18 protein-coding genes and 2 riboswitches are annotated in these 16,272 nt (G+C 67.5%); of the genes, 14 read left to right on the top strand and 4 right to left on the bottom strand.

Features of this window, described 5'->3' with window-relative positions; genetic code table 11:
• Positions 1–19: 19 nt before the first annotated feature.
• A complete protein-coding gene (locus GOC52_RS18375; protein WP_049413044.1) occupies positions 20–949 on the bottom strand; it encodes an aspartyl protease family protein in 930 nt (309 codons plus the stop codon).
• A 105-nt stretch (positions 950–1,054) separates the two neighbouring features.
• On the opposite strand from GOC52_RS18375, the gene GOC52_RS18370 reads away from it, so the two are divergent.
• From GOC52_RS18370 to GOC52_RS18335, 8 genes are all read left to right on the top strand, one after another.
• Positions 1,055–1,762 (top strand): response regulator transcription factor, encoded by a 708-nt coding sequence (locus GOC52_RS18370; RefSeq protein ID WP_049413046.1) that lies wholly within the window; start codon positions 1,055–1,057, stop codon positions 1,760–1,762.
• A 32-nt stretch (positions 1,763–1,794) separates the two neighbouring features.
• Positions 1,795–3,093: a sensor histidine kinase gene (locus tag GOC52_RS18365; protein ID WP_191851479.1), complete on the top strand. Its 1,299-nt coding sequence runs from the start codon at positions 1,795–1,797 to the stop codon at positions 3,091–3,093.
• A gap of 73 nt (positions 3,094–3,166) precedes the next feature.
• On the top strand, positions 3,167–3,667 hold the full coding sequence (locus GOC52_RS18360; protein ID WP_049413049.1) for a MarR family winged helix-turn-helix transcriptional regulator: 501 nt from the start codon (positions 3,167–3,169) through the stop codon (positions 3,665–3,667).
• On the top strand, positions 3,664–4,404 hold the full coding sequence (locus GOC52_RS18355) for a DNA alkylation repair protein (RefSeq protein ID WP_159360624.1): 741 nt from the start codon (positions 3,664–3,666) through the stop codon (positions 4,402–4,404). The genes GOC52_RS18360 and GOC52_RS18355 overlap by 4 nt, the downstream gene beginning before the upstream one ends.
• Before the next feature lie 55 nt (positions 4,405–4,459).
• Complete coding sequence (locus GOC52_RS18350) at positions 4,460–4,798, top strand: DUF6616 family protein (RefSeq protein ID WP_010481139.1); 339 nt, start codon at positions 4,460–4,462, stop codon at positions 4,796–4,798.
• Between the two features lie 112 nt (positions 4,799–4,910).
• A complete protein-coding gene (locus GOC52_RS18345) occupies positions 4,911–5,168 on the top strand; it encodes a hypothetical protein (RefSeq protein ID WP_005411217.1) in 258 nt (85 codons plus the stop codon).
• Between the two features lie 295 nt (positions 5,169–5,463).
• Positions 5,464–6,537, top strand: coding sequence for a 3-deoxy-7-phosphoheptulonate synthase (locus GOC52_RS18340; RefSeq protein ID WP_010481143.1), 1,074 nt, complete (start codon positions 5,464–5,466; stop codon positions 6,535–6,537).
• Positions 6,538–6,808: 271 nt separating this feature from the next.
• Positions 6,809–7,120 carry a DUF5076 domain-containing protein gene (locus GOC52_RS18335; RefSeq protein ID WP_191850091.1) on the top strand — a complete coding sequence of 104 codons (312 nt, stop codon included), beginning with the start codon at positions 6,809–6,811 and terminating at the stop codon, positions 7,118–7,120.
• An 85-nt stretch (positions 7,121–7,205) separates the two neighbouring features.
• Here GOC52_RS18335 and GOC52_RS18330 read toward each other — a convergent pair whose 3' ends face one another.
• The gene (locus GOC52_RS18330) at positions 7,206–7,823 is read right to left on the bottom strand and encodes a trimeric intracellular cation channel family protein (protein WP_019338935.1); all 618 of its coding nucleotides are present in this window, start codon (positions 7,821–7,823) and stop codon (positions 7,206–7,208) included.
• A gap of 84 nt (positions 7,824–7,907) precedes the next feature.
• Positions 7,908–8,011: riboswitch (glycine riboswitch) on the bottom strand.
• A gap of 13 nt (positions 8,012–8,024) precedes the next feature.
• Positions 8,025–8,114, bottom strand: a riboswitch (glycine riboswitch).
• A 40-nt stretch (positions 8,115–8,154) separates the two neighbouring features.
• On the opposite strand from GOC52_RS18330, the gene GOC52_RS18325 reads away from it, so the two are divergent.
• Positions 8,155–8,430 (top strand): GIY-YIG nuclease family protein, encoded by a 276-nt coding sequence (locus GOC52_RS18325; protein ID WP_010481145.1) that lies wholly within the window; start codon positions 8,155–8,157, stop codon positions 8,428–8,430.
• A gap of 141 nt (positions 8,431–8,571) precedes the next feature.
• Positions 8,572–9,003, top strand: coding sequence for a nuclear transport factor 2 family protein (locus tag GOC52_RS18320; protein WP_010481146.1), 432 nt, complete (start codon positions 8,572–8,574; stop codon positions 9,001–9,003).
• A gap of 82 nt (positions 9,004–9,085) precedes the next feature.
• Here the strand turns inward: GOC52_RS18320 and GOC52_RS18315 are convergent, their stop codons facing one another.
• Positions 9,086–10,366, bottom strand: a complete 1,281-nt coding sequence (locus tag GOC52_RS18315; protein ID WP_043397494.1) for an NAD(P)/FAD-dependent oxidoreductase — start codon at positions 10,364–10,366, stop codon at positions 9,086–9,088.
• A 123-nt stretch (positions 10,367–10,489) separates the two neighbouring features.
• Here GOC52_RS18315 and GOC52_RS18310 point away from each other — a divergent pair, with 123 nt between their 5' ends.
• Together GOC52_RS18310 and GOC52_RS18305 are read left to right on the top strand one after the other, a co-directional pair.
• Positions 10,490–11,269 (top strand): NYN domain-containing protein, encoded by a 780-nt coding sequence (locus tag GOC52_RS18310; protein WP_010481148.1) that lies wholly within the window; start codon positions 10,490–10,492, stop codon positions 11,267–11,269.
• Between the two features lie 112 nt (positions 11,270–11,381).
• On the top strand, positions 11,382–12,002 hold the full coding sequence (locus GOC52_RS18305; protein ID WP_010481150.1) for a glutathione S-transferase family protein: 621 nt from the start codon (positions 11,382–11,384) through the stop codon (positions 12,000–12,002).
• A gap of 91 nt (positions 12,003–12,093) precedes the next feature.
• Here GOC52_RS18305 and GOC52_RS18300 read toward each other — a convergent pair whose 3' ends face one another.
• Entirely contained in the window at positions 12,094–14,271 is a 2,178-nt protein-coding gene (locus tag GOC52_RS18300; RefSeq protein WP_049480210.1) for a primosomal protein N', read from the bottom strand.
• A 412-nt stretch (positions 14,272–14,683) separates the two neighbouring features.
• Here GOC52_RS18300 and GOC52_RS18295 point away from each other — a divergent pair, with 412 nt between their 5' ends.
• Together GOC52_RS18295 and GOC52_RS18290 are read left to right on the top strand one after the other, a co-directional pair.
• The gene (locus GOC52_RS18295; protein WP_010481153.1) at positions 14,684–15,688 is read left to right on the top strand and encodes a hypothetical protein; all 1,005 of its coding nucleotides are present in this window, start codon (positions 14,684–14,686) and stop codon (positions 15,686–15,688) included.
• Complete coding sequence (locus GOC52_RS18290) at positions 15,681–16,265, top strand: DUF3106 domain-containing protein (RefSeq protein WP_010481155.1); 585 nt, start codon at positions 15,681–15,683, stop codon at positions 16,263–16,265. The genes GOC52_RS18295 and GOC52_RS18290 overlap by 8 nt, the downstream gene beginning before the upstream one ends.
• The last annotated feature ends 7 nt before the right edge of the window (positions 16,266–16,272 follow it).

Below are 16,272 nucleotides of genomic sequence, written 5' to 3'. Positions count from 1 at the left end.
ACACGTCATGGCCCCAGGGTCACGTGGCCGCTTGGCGGCGCAGGCAGATCCGCGCGGCACCTGTGCTGATGTCGACCTGGCCGCCACGCATGGCATCGGCGCCAAGGATCAGAGCCGGGCGGGTGTCCAGGCCAATGGCCTTGAACACGGGCAGCTCGCTGATCCTGACCTCCATGGCCGGGTGCTGCCAGGCGGTGCTGCGCATGCCGGGCAGGGTGTACAGCCAGGTCGGGTGCGGCTTGCCGCCGAGGCCTTCGGTGCCCTTGCTTCGCTTGCGCAGGCGGGGATCGCTTCCATCAGTACGCAACCCGAGCGCGTGCGCGGCGGCATTGTTGAGTACGGTCTGCGCCGCGCCGGTATCGACCACGGCAACAGCGGCGACGTTCGTTCCGTCCAAGGTGAGGGTGATGAATCCAAAATCGCGCAGGCCTTCAGTGCGGTCCTGCAGCGCGTTGGCCTGGCAGCTGTCATCGTCGAAGCGGAGAGTGCCGGTCCTCGACAGCGATAGCTCACCTCGAGCGAAGTCCCAGCGGGTGTCCCAGCGCGCGGTCAGGTCGTTGCCGACGAGGCCGTCGATGGCAGGGTCGTCGCCCCCGGACAGTGACCCCAGATCAGCCTGCAGTGCGCTGGCCCGCAGCTGCCAGCTACCCAGCTGCCAGGTGGTAGTGCGCGTGCGCCTCAGCTGTGCCCCCGAGGCACTGGCGCCTTGGGCAGTGGAAACGTCGGCCTTTCCATCGACCAGGCCGTAGCGGCGTGCCACACGCCCATCGATGAGCGTGGCCCCGGCTGCACTGTCGACCACGAAGCGCAGCGGCTCGGCTTGACCATCCAGCGAGAGCGCTACCGTCGGGTGGCCGCCCTGCATCCACATCGGCAGCACATGTTCGGGGGTGTCGGCGGCCAGCGTGGGGAAGGCGGCAGCAAACAGGGGCAGCAAGGTGAGGCGCACAGGAAACTCCAGAGTGAATGCGGAGGTCCATTGGCGCGCAGCGGCGTATCACCGGAACATCGGTGTTGATACCGTCCTGATACACGCCTGCACGATACTGGCCGCATGAACACTCCCGCCCGGGTCATCGTTGTCGATGACGATGCCAGCATCCGTGATGCCATTGCCGACTGCCTGCTGCTGCATGGCTACCACGTGCGAGTGGCTGCCGACGCGGCGGCGCTGGATGTGCTGCTGCAAGTCGAACGTCCGGACCTGATCGTGCTCGACTGGATGATGCCCGGCGAGGACGGCCTGTCGGTGTGCCGCCGGCTACAGGCGCGGGCCATCCCCATCCTGATGCTGTCGGCGATGGGAACAGCACCGGACCGGGTGATCGGTCTGGAAATGGGAGCCGATGACTATCTGGCCAAGCCCTTCGACCCACGCGAACTGCTGGCGCGGGTCCGCGCCCTGCTACGCCGCCAGGACAAGCTGCGTACCCAGGTGGCCAGCGAGCTGCGCTTTTCCGGCTGGCGATTGCTGCCCGATCAGCGCCGCCTGCTTGCACCCGATGGCAGCGAACTGGCGCTCAGCCGCGGCGAGTTCGCTCTGCTGCTGGCGCTGGCCGAGCGCGCCGGGCGCGTGTTGGGGCGCGAGCAGCTGATGTCCCTGACCCGCGGTGAGGACAGCGAGAGCGTCGACCGCGCCGTTGATCTGGCGATCAGTCGCCTTCGACGCAAGCTGGGCCACGCCGCACCGGGTGCCGAGGCACTGGTACAGACGCTGCGCGGCGAAGGCTATCGCTTCGACGCTGAGGTGCAGGTGCTGTGAGGGCGCGCTGGTCCACCGCGCGCTGGATCGCGATGCTGGCGCTGGCAAGCCTGGTGCTGGCCACCTTGGTCAGTGTGGCGGTGGTCGGCTGGATGCCGCGGCCGCCACCGCCGCCGATGCGCCTGGACCAAGCCATTCAGGTATTGCGCGGTGAACGGTCGGCCGCGGCGCTGGGCCTGCATCTCGAAACCCGCGCGTCTGCGCCGGAGGGCACCAGCAATGACTGGCTCACCCACCTGGTTGCCGCGCAGCTGCGCCAGCCGCTGGAGTATGTGAAGCTGGTCTGGGGCAGGCGGAGCAAGGCGCCGGAGGTGCAGGTCATCGAAGGCGGGGCCGTGCTTGACGCCAAAGCGCGCGCGGACGCGTTGCAGGCACAGGTCGCGGTGCTGACCGCAATGCAGTGGACGCCGTTCGAACTGGCAGTGCGCCAGGCAGATGGTCGGTGGCAGGTGGTGGGCAGCGACCACAGCGATCTGGCGGCATGGCGCCGGCAGGTCGTGCTGGCGCTGGTGGCAGGAACCGTGCTGCTGGCACCACTGGCGGCATGGGCGTCAATCCGCCTCGGCCGGCCCCTGCGGCGGCTGGCCGAGGCCAGCGCCAACGTGGACCTGCAGGCCAGTACACCGCTTCCGGACGATGGTCCGTGCGAGGTGCAGGTTCTGGCCCGCGCGATCAGTGCCGGGCGCGAGCGGCTGCACGAACAGGCGCAGGAGATGACCCGCATGCTGGCCGCCGTCGCGCATGATCTGCGCACACCGTTGACCGGCCTGCGCCTGCGTGCGGAGTTCGCGCCACCGCAACAGGCGGCGCGGATGGTGGCCGACATCGAGCGCATGGACGCGATGATCGAGCAGGTTCTCGACTACGCGCGTGGTGAGCTGCAGCCCTTGCAGATGCATCCGCTGGATCTGGCCGTGTTGCTGGAGGAGTGCGTGCAGAGCGCACTGCTGCGGGGCATCGACATCTCCTTCGACGGGCCGGATACGTTGCGGTGGCAGGGGGATGCGCTACTGCTGCGACGGGCGATCGACAATCTCATCGACAACGCCGATCGCTACGCGGGGGCGGTACAACTGCGGGCAGCCGTGTGCGGCAACGTGGCGCACCTTGACGTGATGGATCGCGGTCCAGGCATCGATGAGGCCGACCGCACCCGCCTGCTGCAGCCCTTCCAGCGCAGCGAGAGCTCACGCAGCCGCGCCACGGGTGGGGCCGGGCTGGGCCTGGCGGTCGCCGCCAACGTGGCGCGGCGGCATGCGGGCGAACTGCAGCTGCTGCACCGGGAGGGTGGTGGACTGATCGCGCGCCTGCTGCTGGGAAGCGCTTGCTGAAACGCCTTCCCGGCTTGCCTGGATCAGATGTCCCGATTTATGATTAGGCGCCTAATCATGCGTCTTTCATAGGATGATCGAACCCAAGCACCATGCCCTGATGGATGAGGCGCAGCGACGCGGGCAAGCCAACATCGCGCAGCTGCGACTGTGCTTCCAGCTGCTTTCCCTGTCCACCGCCATCGACCGCGACTGCGCCACCCGTCTCGCACCGCACGGGCTCAGTGAAGCCCGCTTCATCGTGCTGTTCCTGCTGCATGGCGCCGGCGGCACGTTGCCCCCGCACGAACTGGCCGAGCGCGCCGGCGTGACCCGCGCCACCATCAGCGGCCTGCTCGATGGCCTGCAACGCGAAGGCCTGCTGCAGCGGCGCAGCGATGCCGAAGATGGCCGTCGCCTCCAGATCGTGTTGACTGCGCAGGGAACGCGCCTGGCTGGGACGTTGTTCGAGCAGCACACGCAATGGATCGGTGGCCTGTTCAATGGGTTGGATACGGATGAACAGCAACAGCTGTCGCAGTTGCTGCACAAGGTCTGGCAGCACACCGATGCTGGACGAGAACGTGCAGCATGAGCCCGGCGATCGCGGCGCAACGGCTGCATGCACTCAACACCGGCCATGCCCCCACCACCCATCTGGCCGAATGCCTGGCGGTGGATTTCGCCGCGCTGCTGCAGGTGGTGGCGCCTGCGCTTGCACCGGAAGCGCTGCAACGCATGCAGGATGCCTCAGGCAAGGGCATCACACTGCGCATGGCCTTGGCTGCGCAACTGCTGCGTGAGGCGGGGCAGGGCGATCCCGTGCAATGGCAGGACCATGCGTCCGACACCGTGCGCGGGTGGGCCTGCTACCTGATCGGCAGCGATGCCCGCGCGACGTTGGCAGAGAAGCTGCAGCAGATGCGCACGCTGGCCGACGATCCACACTTCGGTGTGCGCGAATGGGCGTGGCTGGCGCTACGCACGGACATCGTTGCCGCGCCGATGCAGGCGCTTGAGTACCTGCAACCGTGGACACAGGAAACTTCGCCGTACCTGCGCCGCTTCGCCTGCGAAGCATTGCGTCCGCGCGGTGTCTGGGCCACACATATCGCGCTGTTCAAGCAGCACCCTGAACATGCATTGCCGATGCTGGAAGCACTGGCTGACGACCCGGAACGCTACGTGCAGGATTCGGTCGGCAACTGGCTCAATGATGCCGGCAAGACTCAGCCGAAGTGGCTGCGCGTGCTGTGCACGCGTTGGCAGCACGAGCGCCACAGCGACGCCAACGCCTACATCCGCAAACGCGCACTGCGCTCGCTCCGGTAGTGCCGGATGCTGGCCGACAACCCCGCAACCCCGTCAACCTCAAGGAAGAACCACCATGTCGCACACCTTCATCGAGCTCTATACCGCCACGCCGGCCTGGACCACACTGCCGCCCGAGCAGCGGAATGCCTTCTTCGCCCGTATTGGCGCCGGCATGCAGCAGTTCGATCCAGCCCGCATCACGCCGCTGGCGATGGGCCGCATTGCCAGGGACGTACCGCATAGCAGCGATGAACAGTTCTATGCGGTCTGGCGCTGCGCGAGCCGCGAGGAGGTCGATGCGCTGGTGGCTGGCATTGCCGCTACCGGCTGGCATGAGTACTTCACCACCACCCATGCGGTAGGCGCGATGGACAGCATGGCCCAGCACTTGGCCGACCTGGCCGCCTTGTAGCGGGGCGGCAGACGCCGGCAGATCCCGGTCCTCGGCATGGGTGGCACATGCGCCTGTCACCCGGACGCGGTAAACAGGACATTGCCCATGTCCATCCGCAGGGAAGTCGATCATGCAGAGCACGCTCCAGGTCACGCTGTTCGGCCCTCTTGGCGACAGCCCGGCGTTGCAGTTGCCGGGGCTGGAGGGGCCGTCGGTGGCCATCCAGGAATCGGCCCTGCGGCGGTTGGTTTCCGACCTCTACACCGCGCGTTCCCTGCTCAACCCCGAGCAGCTGGACGAGGCCCGGCAGGAACTGGATCGCGTGCTGGAACGCTGGGCCGACATCCATGAGGGCCTGCTGCTGGACGTGGAAGTGCATGGCAAATGAGCGACTTTGCGTGGTTACCGCCGCGTAGGCCGGGCTGGCGCGCATCTCGCTGAACCGCGTCCCCAGTTGCGTATGAAACATTTTGCACTGCGCAAAAGCTGTGCTATCAATAGATCCCATGAACGCAGCCCCCACCAGCTTTTACTGGTATTACTTTCCGAAGCCACCGGCGGAGGAAGGATTGCGCTCACCCTGAAGAAAGCTTCAGACGCATTCCCGAAAGCCGCCAGCGAACCTGGCGGCTTTTTTCATGCCGCCACGCTGGGGACCCCCAACGTTCCGGAGATCTCCCGCAATGCCCCCGCACACCGACGACCTGCGTATCCGCACCATCGAACCGCTGACACCGCCTGCCCAGCTGCTGGCGATGCTGCCCTGTGACGATGAAGCCTCCGACACCGTCAGCGCCTCGCGCGCGGCCCTGCACCAGATCCTGCATGGCCGCGACGACCGCCTGGCAGTGGTGGTAGGCCCGTGCTCGATCCACGACCCGAAGGCCGCCATCGAGTACGCCCAGCGCCTGAAGCCGCTGCGCGACGCGCTGGCCGGTGAACTGGAAATCGTCATGCGCGTGTACTTCGAGAAGCCGCGCACCACGGTGGGCTGGAAGGGCCTGATCAACGATCCGGACCTGGACGGCAGCTTCAGGATCGACAAGGGCCTGCGCATCGCACGCGGCCTGCTGCGCGACATCAACAAGCTGGGCCTGCCGGCCGGTGTCGAGTTCCTTGACGTGATCTCGCCGCAGTACATCGCCGACCTGGTGGCATGGGGCGCGATCGGCGCACGCACCACTGAAAGCCAGGTGCATCGCGAGCTGGCCTCGGGGTTGTCGTGCCCGGTCGGCTTCAAGAACGGCACCGATGGCAACGTGAAGATCGCCGCTGACGCAGTGGGTGCGGCGTCCAATCCGCATCACTTCCTGTCGGTCACCAAGCAGGGCGGCACCGCCATCGTGTCGACCACCGGCAACCCGGATTGCCATGTGATCCTGCGCGGCGGCAAGCAGCCGAACTACGACGCAGGCAGTGTTGCCGAGGCCTGCCAGGTGTTGGCCAAGGCCAAGCTGCCGGCGCGCCTGATGATCGACGCCAGCCATGCCAACAGCCTGAAGAACCCGGAGAACCAGCCGAAGGTGATCGACGACATCGCCGTTCAGCTGGAAGACGGCGAACAGCGCATCGTTGGCGTGATGATCGAGAGCCATCTGGTCGGTGGCCGCCAGGAACTGGTGGAAGGCCAGCCGCTGGTCTACGGGCAGAGCATCACCGATGGCTGCATCGACTGGGACACCACCGTGACGGTGCTGGAGCGACTGGCCGCGGCCGTGCGTGCCCGTCGCGACGTAAAGGTGTCCGAAGCCGCTTGAGTGCGGCACGTGTGTGGATGGTGGCCAGCGCCTGCGGGGGTGCGGCCGCGATCAGGGCCGGTCGGAGTTGGAGACCGGCCCATCTGCACCGGCGATGCGCCTGGCGCTCCGCATGAGCGACAGCGCCAGGTACATCGCCGGGGTGGTGAGACCGATGGATGGGGCCTTCATGCAGCGTCGAGCCCGCGAAGCGCGGGGCTTTGTAGAAGATCCGCTCCACGTACGCTCCAGGTCACGTCACAATGCCACTTCCTGTTTGGTGGCCGCAGCCATGAAAGAACTGATCATTCCAGAAGCCGCACAGCGCGATGAGGATTCCATCGAGATGATCCGCGTGTGGATTGCCGAACGGGGATTGCATGCTTCGCTGAACGTTGGCCTGTATGGCGATCGTCCTGGTGTTCGAGAGGAGCATGCGTGGGGACGTATCCTGGCAGACGTTGCCCAGCATGTCGCAGATGCTCTGGTCGTGGATGGCGGGATGGACCGCGGCGCGGCGATCAACGCGATCAAGGATGCATTTGATGAAGAGCTGCGGGCGCCGTCCAGTGGGCGCTCCGGGGAATTCGTGGTCCGCCACTGAGGGACCAGATGGGCGCCGCGGCGCTGGAGACAGCGTCCCAACGCAACACGGCAACAAGCGCTGGGCGACGTGGAGAACGCGAACTTCAATGCACTTCGTCGTGGTACACGAACTTCGGCATTTCCCAGCGGTAGTGGATCGCCAGCAGGCGCAGCGCGAAGCCGCCGCCGAGGCAGCACAGGATTGCGGTGGCATCGGCCACGCCCCAGTGCAGCAGCAACAGGTAGGCCGCGCCGGTCAGCAGCGCGATGATCGCGTACAGCTCCTTCTGGAAGATGAGTGGTACCTCGTTGCAGAGGATGTCGCGCAGCACGCCGCCGAACGCGCCGGTCAGCATGCCGGCAATCAGCACGATGGGCATCGCATGGCCGGCTTCGCGCGCGATCGAGCAGCCGATCAGGGTGAAGGCGATCAGGCCCAGGCCGTCGAGTACCAGGAAGGTGCGGCGGAAGTGGTGCATCCAACGTGCGACCCAGGTGGCGATCAGCGCCGCGCATACGGTGAAGCCCAGGTACTCGGGATGCTTCACCCAGCCCAGCGGATAGTGGCCGAGCAGGATGTCGCGCAGTGAACCACCACCGAGGGCAGTGACGCAGGCGATCATGACCACGCCGAACAGGTCCATGCGGCGGCGGCCGGCGGACAGTGCGCCGGTCATGGCTTCGGCGGAAATGGCGATCAGGTAGATGACGGACAGCAGCATGGGACAGGCTCCGGGCGCGGTGGGGCCGGCCATGCGCGACTACCGCCACTGCCTGCGCAATGACGGGATGACGATGACCGGTGCCGCTCCCGCTGTCCTTTTGCCTGAGAGTTCAGCGGCATGGGCCGCGTGCCCCTTCGGCGGATCGTCCCGGGCGTGCCCGGTGACCTCTCTCCAGCTCGGCGAGTCGAATGCATGGTTGGTGGGATTCCAGCCCACCGGCCTGAGCGATCATGGGAGCCTGCGCCTTCGGCGGGCGCCAGCGCGGCGCCTCTCTCCTGCATTCGGCCGCCAGTATATCCGCTGCAGTGCAGCACGGCATAATCCGGGCATGGCCCCGTCCCTCCGCCCCTGGTTCCTGTACCTGCTCGAATGCCGGGATGGCAGCTATTACGCCGGCATCAGCACCGACGTGGGCGCGCGTTTCGCTGCCCACCAGGCCGGCAAGGGCGCGCGCTACACCCGGGCGCGGCCACCGCTGCGCGTGCTGGCCGTGCGCGAGTACCCGGACCGGGCCGCCGCGTCACGGGCCGAATGGCAGCTCAAGCAGCAGCCGCGCGAACGCAAGCTGGCCTGGCTGCAGGCGCCGGATCCCGCGCTTCTGTAGAGCCGAGCCCACGCTCGGCTGTTGTTGCTGCTGCCTGATGGTGAAGCCGAGCATGGGCCCGGTTCTACAGTAGATCCACGCCATGCGTGGATGCGGCTTGCACATGCCATGATCGCCCAGCCCTCAGCGCTGGAGACCCGGATGTCCACGATCGCCCTGCTGTTCGCTCTTTCCGCAGCAACGAGCCCCGCCGCCGACCCGGCCACCCTCGCGGCCATCGAAGCCACCTGCCACGACTATGTCGATGGCCAGCTGGAAGCCGACCCGCAGCGCGTCGCCCGCTCCCTGCATCCGGACCTGGCCAAGCGCGCGGTCCTCGGCGATACGCCCGACGAACGCCTGGGCCTGCGCCGTATGTCGAAGGAAGAACTGGTCTCGCTGACGAAGCAGGGCGCGTTGAAGACCCCGAAGGATCAATGGGACCGCCGCTGCACGGTGCTGGACGTGACCGGCAACGCGGCGTCGGTGCGGCTGGAAACGCCGTGGTTTGTCGACTACTTCCACATGGGGCGCTTCGACCAGCGCTGGGTAATCGTCAACGCACTGTGGTACCCGAAACCGAAGGCGCCGTAGAGCCGAGCCCATGCTCGGCTTCTGCAAACCGCGCGAAGTGCAGCCGAGCATGGCTCGGCGCTACAGGAGCATGCGTGCGGCCCTAGCGCTTCGGTCGCCGGTCGTCCTGGTCATCACCGAAGATGATGCGCGCGCTGCGCTGGTAGCTCCAGTACGCCACGGCCCAGTTCAGCAGCACCACGATGCGGTTGCGGAAGCCGATCAGGAAGAACACGTGCGCGGCCAGCCAGAACCACCACGCCAGCACACCGGACAGCTGCAGCCGGCCCAGATGCACGATCGCAGCCATGCGGCCGATCGTGGCCAGGTTGCCGAAGTCTGCGTACTTGAACGGGCCGGGTTCGGGCTTGCCGTGCAGGCGCGCGCGGATCACCTCGGCCACGTACTTGCCCATCTGCTTGGCCGCGGGCGCCACGCCAGGCACCGGCTTGCCGTTGGCCTGGTTCAATACGGCCAGATCGCCAGCCACGAACAGTTCCGGGTGGCCAGAGAGGGTGAGGTCGGGTTGCACCTGCACGCGCCCGGCGCGGTCCAGCGGCACGTCCAGCGTGCGCGCCAGCGGCGAAGCGGCCACACCGGCGGCCCACACCACGGTGCGTGCCGGCACGAACTCGTCACCGAGCGTGAAGCCCTGGCTGTCGATGTCGCTCACCGGGGTGCCGGTCAGCACTTCCACGCCCAGCTTTTCCAGCTGCCGGCGCGCCTTCAGCGAAAGCACTTCCGGGAACGAGGACAGTACGCGCGGACCGGCCTCGACCAGCCGCACCTTGGCGCTGGCCGGGTCGATGTGGCGGAACTCGTTGCGCAGGGTATGGCGCGCGATCTCGGCCAGCGTGCCGGCCAGTTCGACGCCGGTAGGTCCACCGCCAACCACGGCGAAGCTCAACCATGCGGCCTTCTTCGCCGGGTCCGGTTCTGCTTCGGCGCGCTCGAACGCCAGCAGCAGCTTGCGGCGCAGCGCGATGGCATCGTCCAGCGTCTTCAGCCCGGGCGCATCATCGGCCCATTGGTCGTTGCCGAAGTAGGCGTGGGTGGCGCCGGTGGCCAGCAGCAGGCTGTCGTAGTCCAGCGTGCTGCCATCGGCCATGCGTATCTGCCGGGCCTGCTTGTCGATGGCCACCACTTCGCCGAGGCGGACTTCCACATTGCGCTGGTGGCCGAGGATGTGGCGCAGCGGTGCGGCGATATCCGGGGCGGACAGGCCGGCGGTGGCCACCTGGTACAGCAGCGGCTGGAAGAGGTGATGGTTGCGGCGGTCGACCAGGGTGATGCGTATGCGCTCGCGGGCCAGGGCACGGGTGGCCCAGAGACCGGCAAAACCGCCGCCGACAACAACCAGGTGGGGAACGCGCTCGCGACTCATCGACTCACTCCAGTGGGGGCATTGGGGGAAGCGCCTGGCATCTTCGCATGATGGCCCCCTGTCACGTCAGCGCCCGCGTGGATCGGCGATACTCGGGTTCAGGCAACGGCCCGTGAGGAGCCCATGAGCGAACCGGAAAAGCGCATCGCCCTGTTGATCGACGCCGACAACGCGCCGGCCTCGAAGATCGACGAGGTCCTGGCCGAAGTCGCCCGCTACGGTGTGGCCAACGTACGCCGCGCCTATGGCAACTGGAAGAGTCCGCGGTTGAAGGGCTGGGAGGCGGTGCTGCACGAGTACGCGATCCGCCCGATCCAGCAGTTCGCCTACAGCAAGGGCAAGAATGCCTCGGACATGGCGATGGTGATCGACGCCATGGATCTGCTGTACGCGCGCAACCTCGATGGTTTCGCCATCGTCTCCAGTGATGCCGACTTCACTCCGATGGTGATGCGCCTGCTCACCGACGGCGTGAAGGTGTATGGCTTCGGCGAGAAGAAGACGCCCGAGCCATTCGTCAACGCGTGCTCGAAGTTCACCTACCTGGAAGCGCTGGGCCAGACCCACGCCAGCGTGCCGGATACCGAACAGGCCTCCAGCGAACAGGCCTCGAACGAGCCGGTGGCCAACGACGATGCGCGGCCGCGCAAGAGCGGTGCGGAAATGCGCAGCGACACCCGGCTGGTGAAGATGCTGCGCCGCGCGGTGTCCTCGGCCGAGGGCGAGGATGGCTGGTCGCATCTGGGGCCGGTTGGCAGCCAGATCGGCAACCAGGCGTCGTTCGATCCGCGCAACTACGGTTACGGCAAGCTCAGTGACCTGCTGGCAGCGATCGGGCTGTTCGAGCTGAAGAAGGACGGCAAGTCATCCTACGTGCGCGCGCTGCCGAAGAAGAACCGGTAGTGCCGGCCGCTGGCCGGCAACGCCGGATGCAAGATCCCGCATCCGGCACGCACACACCCCACCCGATCAGGCGTATCGTTGCCGCTCGCATTGCCAGCAAGGAAAAACCCGCATGTTGAAGATCTGGGGCCGCCGCAATTCCAGTAACGTCCGCAAGGTGCTGTGGTGCGCCGAGGAGATCGGCCTGCCGTATGAATCCATCGAAGTTGGTGGCAGCCACGGCGGCACGCAGACGCCGGAGTACCAGGCGATGAATCCCAACAGCCTGGTGCCGGTGATCGAAGACCACGGCCTGCCGCTGTGGGAATCGAACGCCATCGTGCGCTACCTGAGCGCACGCTACGCATTGGGCACGCTGTACGCTGAAGACCCGATGGAGCGTGCCCAGGCCGAGAAATGGATGGACTGGAGCACCTCGCGCATGGCGCCGCTGTACACCGACCTGATCTGGGGCATCATGCGCACCGCCCCGGCCGACCGTGACGAATCGCGCATCAATGCCGCCATCGTGCGTGCCGGTGACTACCTGGCGATGGCCGATGCCACGCTGGCCAAACAGCCGTGGCTGTCGGGTGAGAAATTCGCGATGGGTGACATCCCGCTGGGCTCGCTGATCTATGCCTGGTTCGAACTGCCGATCCAGCGCCCGGAACTGCCGCACCTGGCCGACTGGTATGCGCGCCTGCGCGAGCGGCCGGCCTACCAGCGCGGCGTGATGTCGCCGCTGACGTAAGCGGGGACGGGTCTTTTCCTGGAAAGAGAAGCAGCCGAGCATGGCTCGGCTCTACCGTAGTGCCGAGCCATGCCCGGCAGCACCGACCGGATCAATACAGGTCCGTCGGATCCACATCCAGCGACCAGCGCACTTTGCGTGCTTCCGGCAGCGCATACAGCTGCGGAACCAGTTGCCCGAGCACGCCGTGCAATGGCGGCCGCTGCACGGCAGACAGCAGCAGTTGCGTGCGCTGGTAACCGGCCCGCCGCGGCATCGGCGCCGGCATCGGCCCATACGCCTCCACCACGTTCTGCTCGCCCAGCAGCTGCCGCGCTGCCAGCAGGAATGCATTGGCATGCTCCACCTGCTGCGCCTCGGCGCGCATCAGTGCCAGATGCGCGAACGGCGGGAATCCGGCGGCCTGTCGCTGGTTCAACTCGGCCTGCGCGAACGGGTGGTAGCCACCACTCACCAGGGTTTCCAGCAACGGGTGCCCGGGGTGATGGGTCTGCAGCCAGACCTCGCCGGGATCACGTGCACGGCCCGCACGGCCCGCCACCTGGATCAGCTGCTGCGCCAGCTTCTCGCTGGCGCGGAAATCGGCCGAGAACAGGCCCTCGTCGATGCCGACCACCACTACCAGGGTCAGCTTCGGCAGGTCGTGGCCCTTGGCCAGGATCTGCGTGCCGACCAGGATGCCGGGCTGGTCGCCCAGCTTCGCCAGCTGCTGTTCCAGCGCGTCACGTCGCGACGTGGTACCGCGGTCGATGCGCACCACAGGGACGTCGGCGAAGGCCGCGGTGAGATGCTCTTCCAGGCGTTCGGTACCGATGCCCTGCGGCTGCAGCGCCAGGCTGCCGCAGGCCGGGCATGCCAGCGGCGCCGGTTGCCGCGCGCCGCAGTGATGGCACTGCAGGCGACGGCCGCCGCCATGCACGGTCATCGGTGCATCGCAGCGGTTACACGGTGCGGTCCAGCCGCAGTCGTGGCACAGCAGTACCGGCGCGTAGCCACGGCGGTTCTTGAACACCAGCACCTGCTGGCCGCGCTGCAGGTGCTCGCCGATGCCGGCCAGCACATCAGCCGAGAGGCCATCGTGGAGCGGCCGCTTGCGCACATCGAGGATGCGCACGCGCGGTGGCCGCGCATCACCGGCACGCTGCTTCAGGCGCAGATGGGTGTAGCGCCCGGCATAGGCGTTGTGCAGCGTTTCCAGCGAAGGGGTGGCGCTGCCCAGCAGCACCGGGATGCCGAGTGCCTTGGCGCGCACCAGAGCGAAATCGCGCGCGTGATAGCGGATGCCGTCCTGCTGCTTGTAGCTGCCGTCGTGTTCCTCGTCGATGATCAGCAGCCCGGCCTGCGGCAATGGCGTGAACACCGCCGAGCGGGTGCCGACGATGACCCGTGCCTCGCCACGCGAAGCCGCAGCCCAGACGCGCGCGCGCTCGTTGTCGTTCAACCCCGAATGCAGTGCATGCACGGCGATGCCGAGGCGGCCGCGGAAGCGTGCCAGGGTCTGCGGGGTCAGGCCGATTTCCGGCACCAGCACCAGCGCCTGCCTGCCCTGTGCCAGGCAGTGGATGATGGCCTGCAGGTAGACCTCGGTCTTGCCGCTGCCGGTCACGCCATCCAGCAGGAAGGGTTGGAAGCCTTCGGCAGCGTTGATCGCGGCCACGGCCTCGGCCTGGTCCGGGTTGAGCGTGGGGCCGGGCAGTGGCTGCGCATGCTGCGGTGCCACCGTCATCGCCACGCGCTCGGCCAGCGCACGCTTGGCCAGGCTGCGCGCGGCGGTCCGCCAGTCCTCCATGCGTTCGCCCAGCACGTCCTCGTCCACGACGGCTTCGGCCAGCAGTTCTGCCAACTGTCGAGGGCGGCTGCCGGCGCGCAGCTTCCCGCGCTGGGCATGGCCTTCGGGGGTCAGCTGCCAGCCCCAGTGATGGGTGTCAGGCAGGGTGTCGCCATGGCGCAGTGGGCCGGGCAGGGCGGTGCTGAGGACTTCGCCCAGCGGTGCGTGGGTGTAACGCGCCAGCCATTGCAGGCTCTGCCACAGCTCCCCCTGCAGCAGCGGCTGCGGGTCGCACCAGGCCAACGCCTGGCGCAGTCCCTGGCCGTCGTCGGTCTGGCCGTGCCCCACCACCACCCCGACCAGCTCGCGGTTGCCGAACGGCACCTTCAGGCGGCAGCCGACCGCAACCGTGGGGCCATCGCCCTCCGGCGACAGGTAGTCGAACAGGCGGGGCAGGGGGACGGGCAGGGCGACCTGCAGGGTCGGAATCGGTGAAAGCATCGGGCCAGTGTACCGGGCCATGCGCGCGCGAATGGCGGGGTGGGAGACGGCGGAGCGGCGCCCGTTGAATCATAAATGTCACCTAAATATCGGTGTCCATTGGAGATTCAGGCTTATCCACATGTTCTGTGGATAACGTTGTGCGTTACCGGTCGACGGGAACGCAGGAGGCCGATGGCGACGAGCTCACGCTTGGGTTGGTCAAAAAATCGCCATACTTAAAAGGAATTCAAAATCAAGGACTTAAGTGTGAAACATTGCTGAAACAGAGTGAATTCAGCTGCATGCCGCAGTTTCCCGCGCCGGGAGCGTGGTGCTGTGCACAACCTGCAGCACGAAGTATCCGTGGGCGCAAGTCCTACGGGCGTCGATTGCCTGCCGCTATCATTCCCCCAGACCTTTGGAGTGACCGATGACGGCTGTGCCCGCCCCTGTTTCCTCGACCGCGGCCGGCGCGCTGTCGGCGTTCCTGCGTGGCGTCGAGCGCCGCGCCCTGGTGGTGGCTGAGCTGCAGTGCGGCGATGCCGCGCGTGCCGAGCAGACCCTGGTGGCGGTGATGCGTGCCTTTGCCGCGGTCGCCAGTGACCTGCCGATGGCGCAGTGGCCGACCCGCTTCTGGACCCTGCTGGGCCAGCGCCAGGCGCTGCGCGAGCCGGTGGGCGGCCAGTGGGAACCGCCGCTGGCCGCGCTGGGCGAGATGGGACCGTTGCCGCGCCTGGCGCTGTTGCTGCGGGTGGGCGGCAGCCTGGATGAAGGTATCGCCATGCGCGTGCTTGACCAGGATGAAGCCGGCTACCAGCACCTGCTGGCCGAGGCCTGCCCGCGTGACGCGCACGGCCAACCCGATGCCTCGGCCTGGCGCCAGCTGGCCGAACAGGTGCAGTTGCGCATCCGCGACCTGCCCGCCAAACGCCTGCAGCAGCTGCAGCAGCCGGCCGCGCCGGCGGCCAACAATGAAGCCCCGACCTCCGGCTGGCGTGCGCCGCAGCGTGAAGATCGCACGGCTGCCAATGGCAAGCGCCGCCGTTCGAACGCAAAGCCGCGCTGGCGCGGTCCATTGATCCTGCTGGTGACCGTGGTTGTGCTGTTGGCAGCCGCGCTGGGCTGGCGCTATTGGCAGGGCCATTCGTCTGGCAGCGACGCACCGCTGCCGGAAGGCGTGGTCGGTGAGGCGGGCCCCGTCACGGTGGAAGCACTGCCGCCAAGCAAGGTCAACGCCACGCCGGACGCGACCCCTGCGCAGGCTACGGACGACGCCACCATGCTGGCCGACCGCGACTATCCGCTGGTGGCCGATGCTGATTTGTATGCGTGGACCGCTGCTGGCGGCCCGCTGCCGGTGGACGAATCACAATCCAAGCCGAGCCGGCCCGAGCCGGCCAGTGCCACGCTGGAAACCGCTGCCGCCGATGAATAAGACCCTGCTCGCCAGCCTGTTGCTGGCCCTGCCGTTGTCGCTGTCCGCCGCGCCGCAGACCTTGAACGTGCCGCTGCCGCCGCCAGTGCCTGGCAGTTCACCGGCGGCTACGGCCCCGGCCACCACAAGCACGACACCCGCCGCGTTCGCCCAGCTTGACGCCCCGCAGCAGCGCCAGCGTCGGGCCGATTACGCGGCCTGGCGCGCCCTGCCGGAGGGCGAGCGCGAGCGGATCCGTCAGGCCGCTGCGCGATTCAATGCACTGCCAGCCGACCAGCAGCAGCGCCTGCGCCAGCAGTTCCAGGCGCAGGACCAGGCGTTCCGCGAAGGCTGGCGGTTGGGCCCGCAGCTGGGCCTGGAGTTCCCCAAGCTGCACGGCCTGTTCGGGTTCGTGCCGCCGCAACAGCGCGAGGCCGCGCTGGCCGTGCTGCGCCAGCTCAGCCCGGCGCAGCTGGCCCAGCTCACCCTGGTCGCGCAGCGCACGCCGCCGCAGGAGCGCGACACGGTTCGCAGCGCGTTCCTCGCGGTGCCGGCCGCCGAGCGCGACACCTGGCTCAAGCGCCAGGCGGGTCAGTAAACAAAGG

It is taken from the genome of Stenotrophomonas sp. SXG-1 (assembly GCF_014083965.1).
GTDB classification, from domain to species: Bacteria; Pseudomonadota; Gammaproteobacteria; order Xanthomonadales; family Xanthomonadaceae; genus Stenotrophomonas; species Stenotrophomonas geniculata.
The sequence above is the reverse complement of the archived record's forward strand: the minus strand, read 5'-3'. Positions and strand labels throughout refer to the sequence as shown.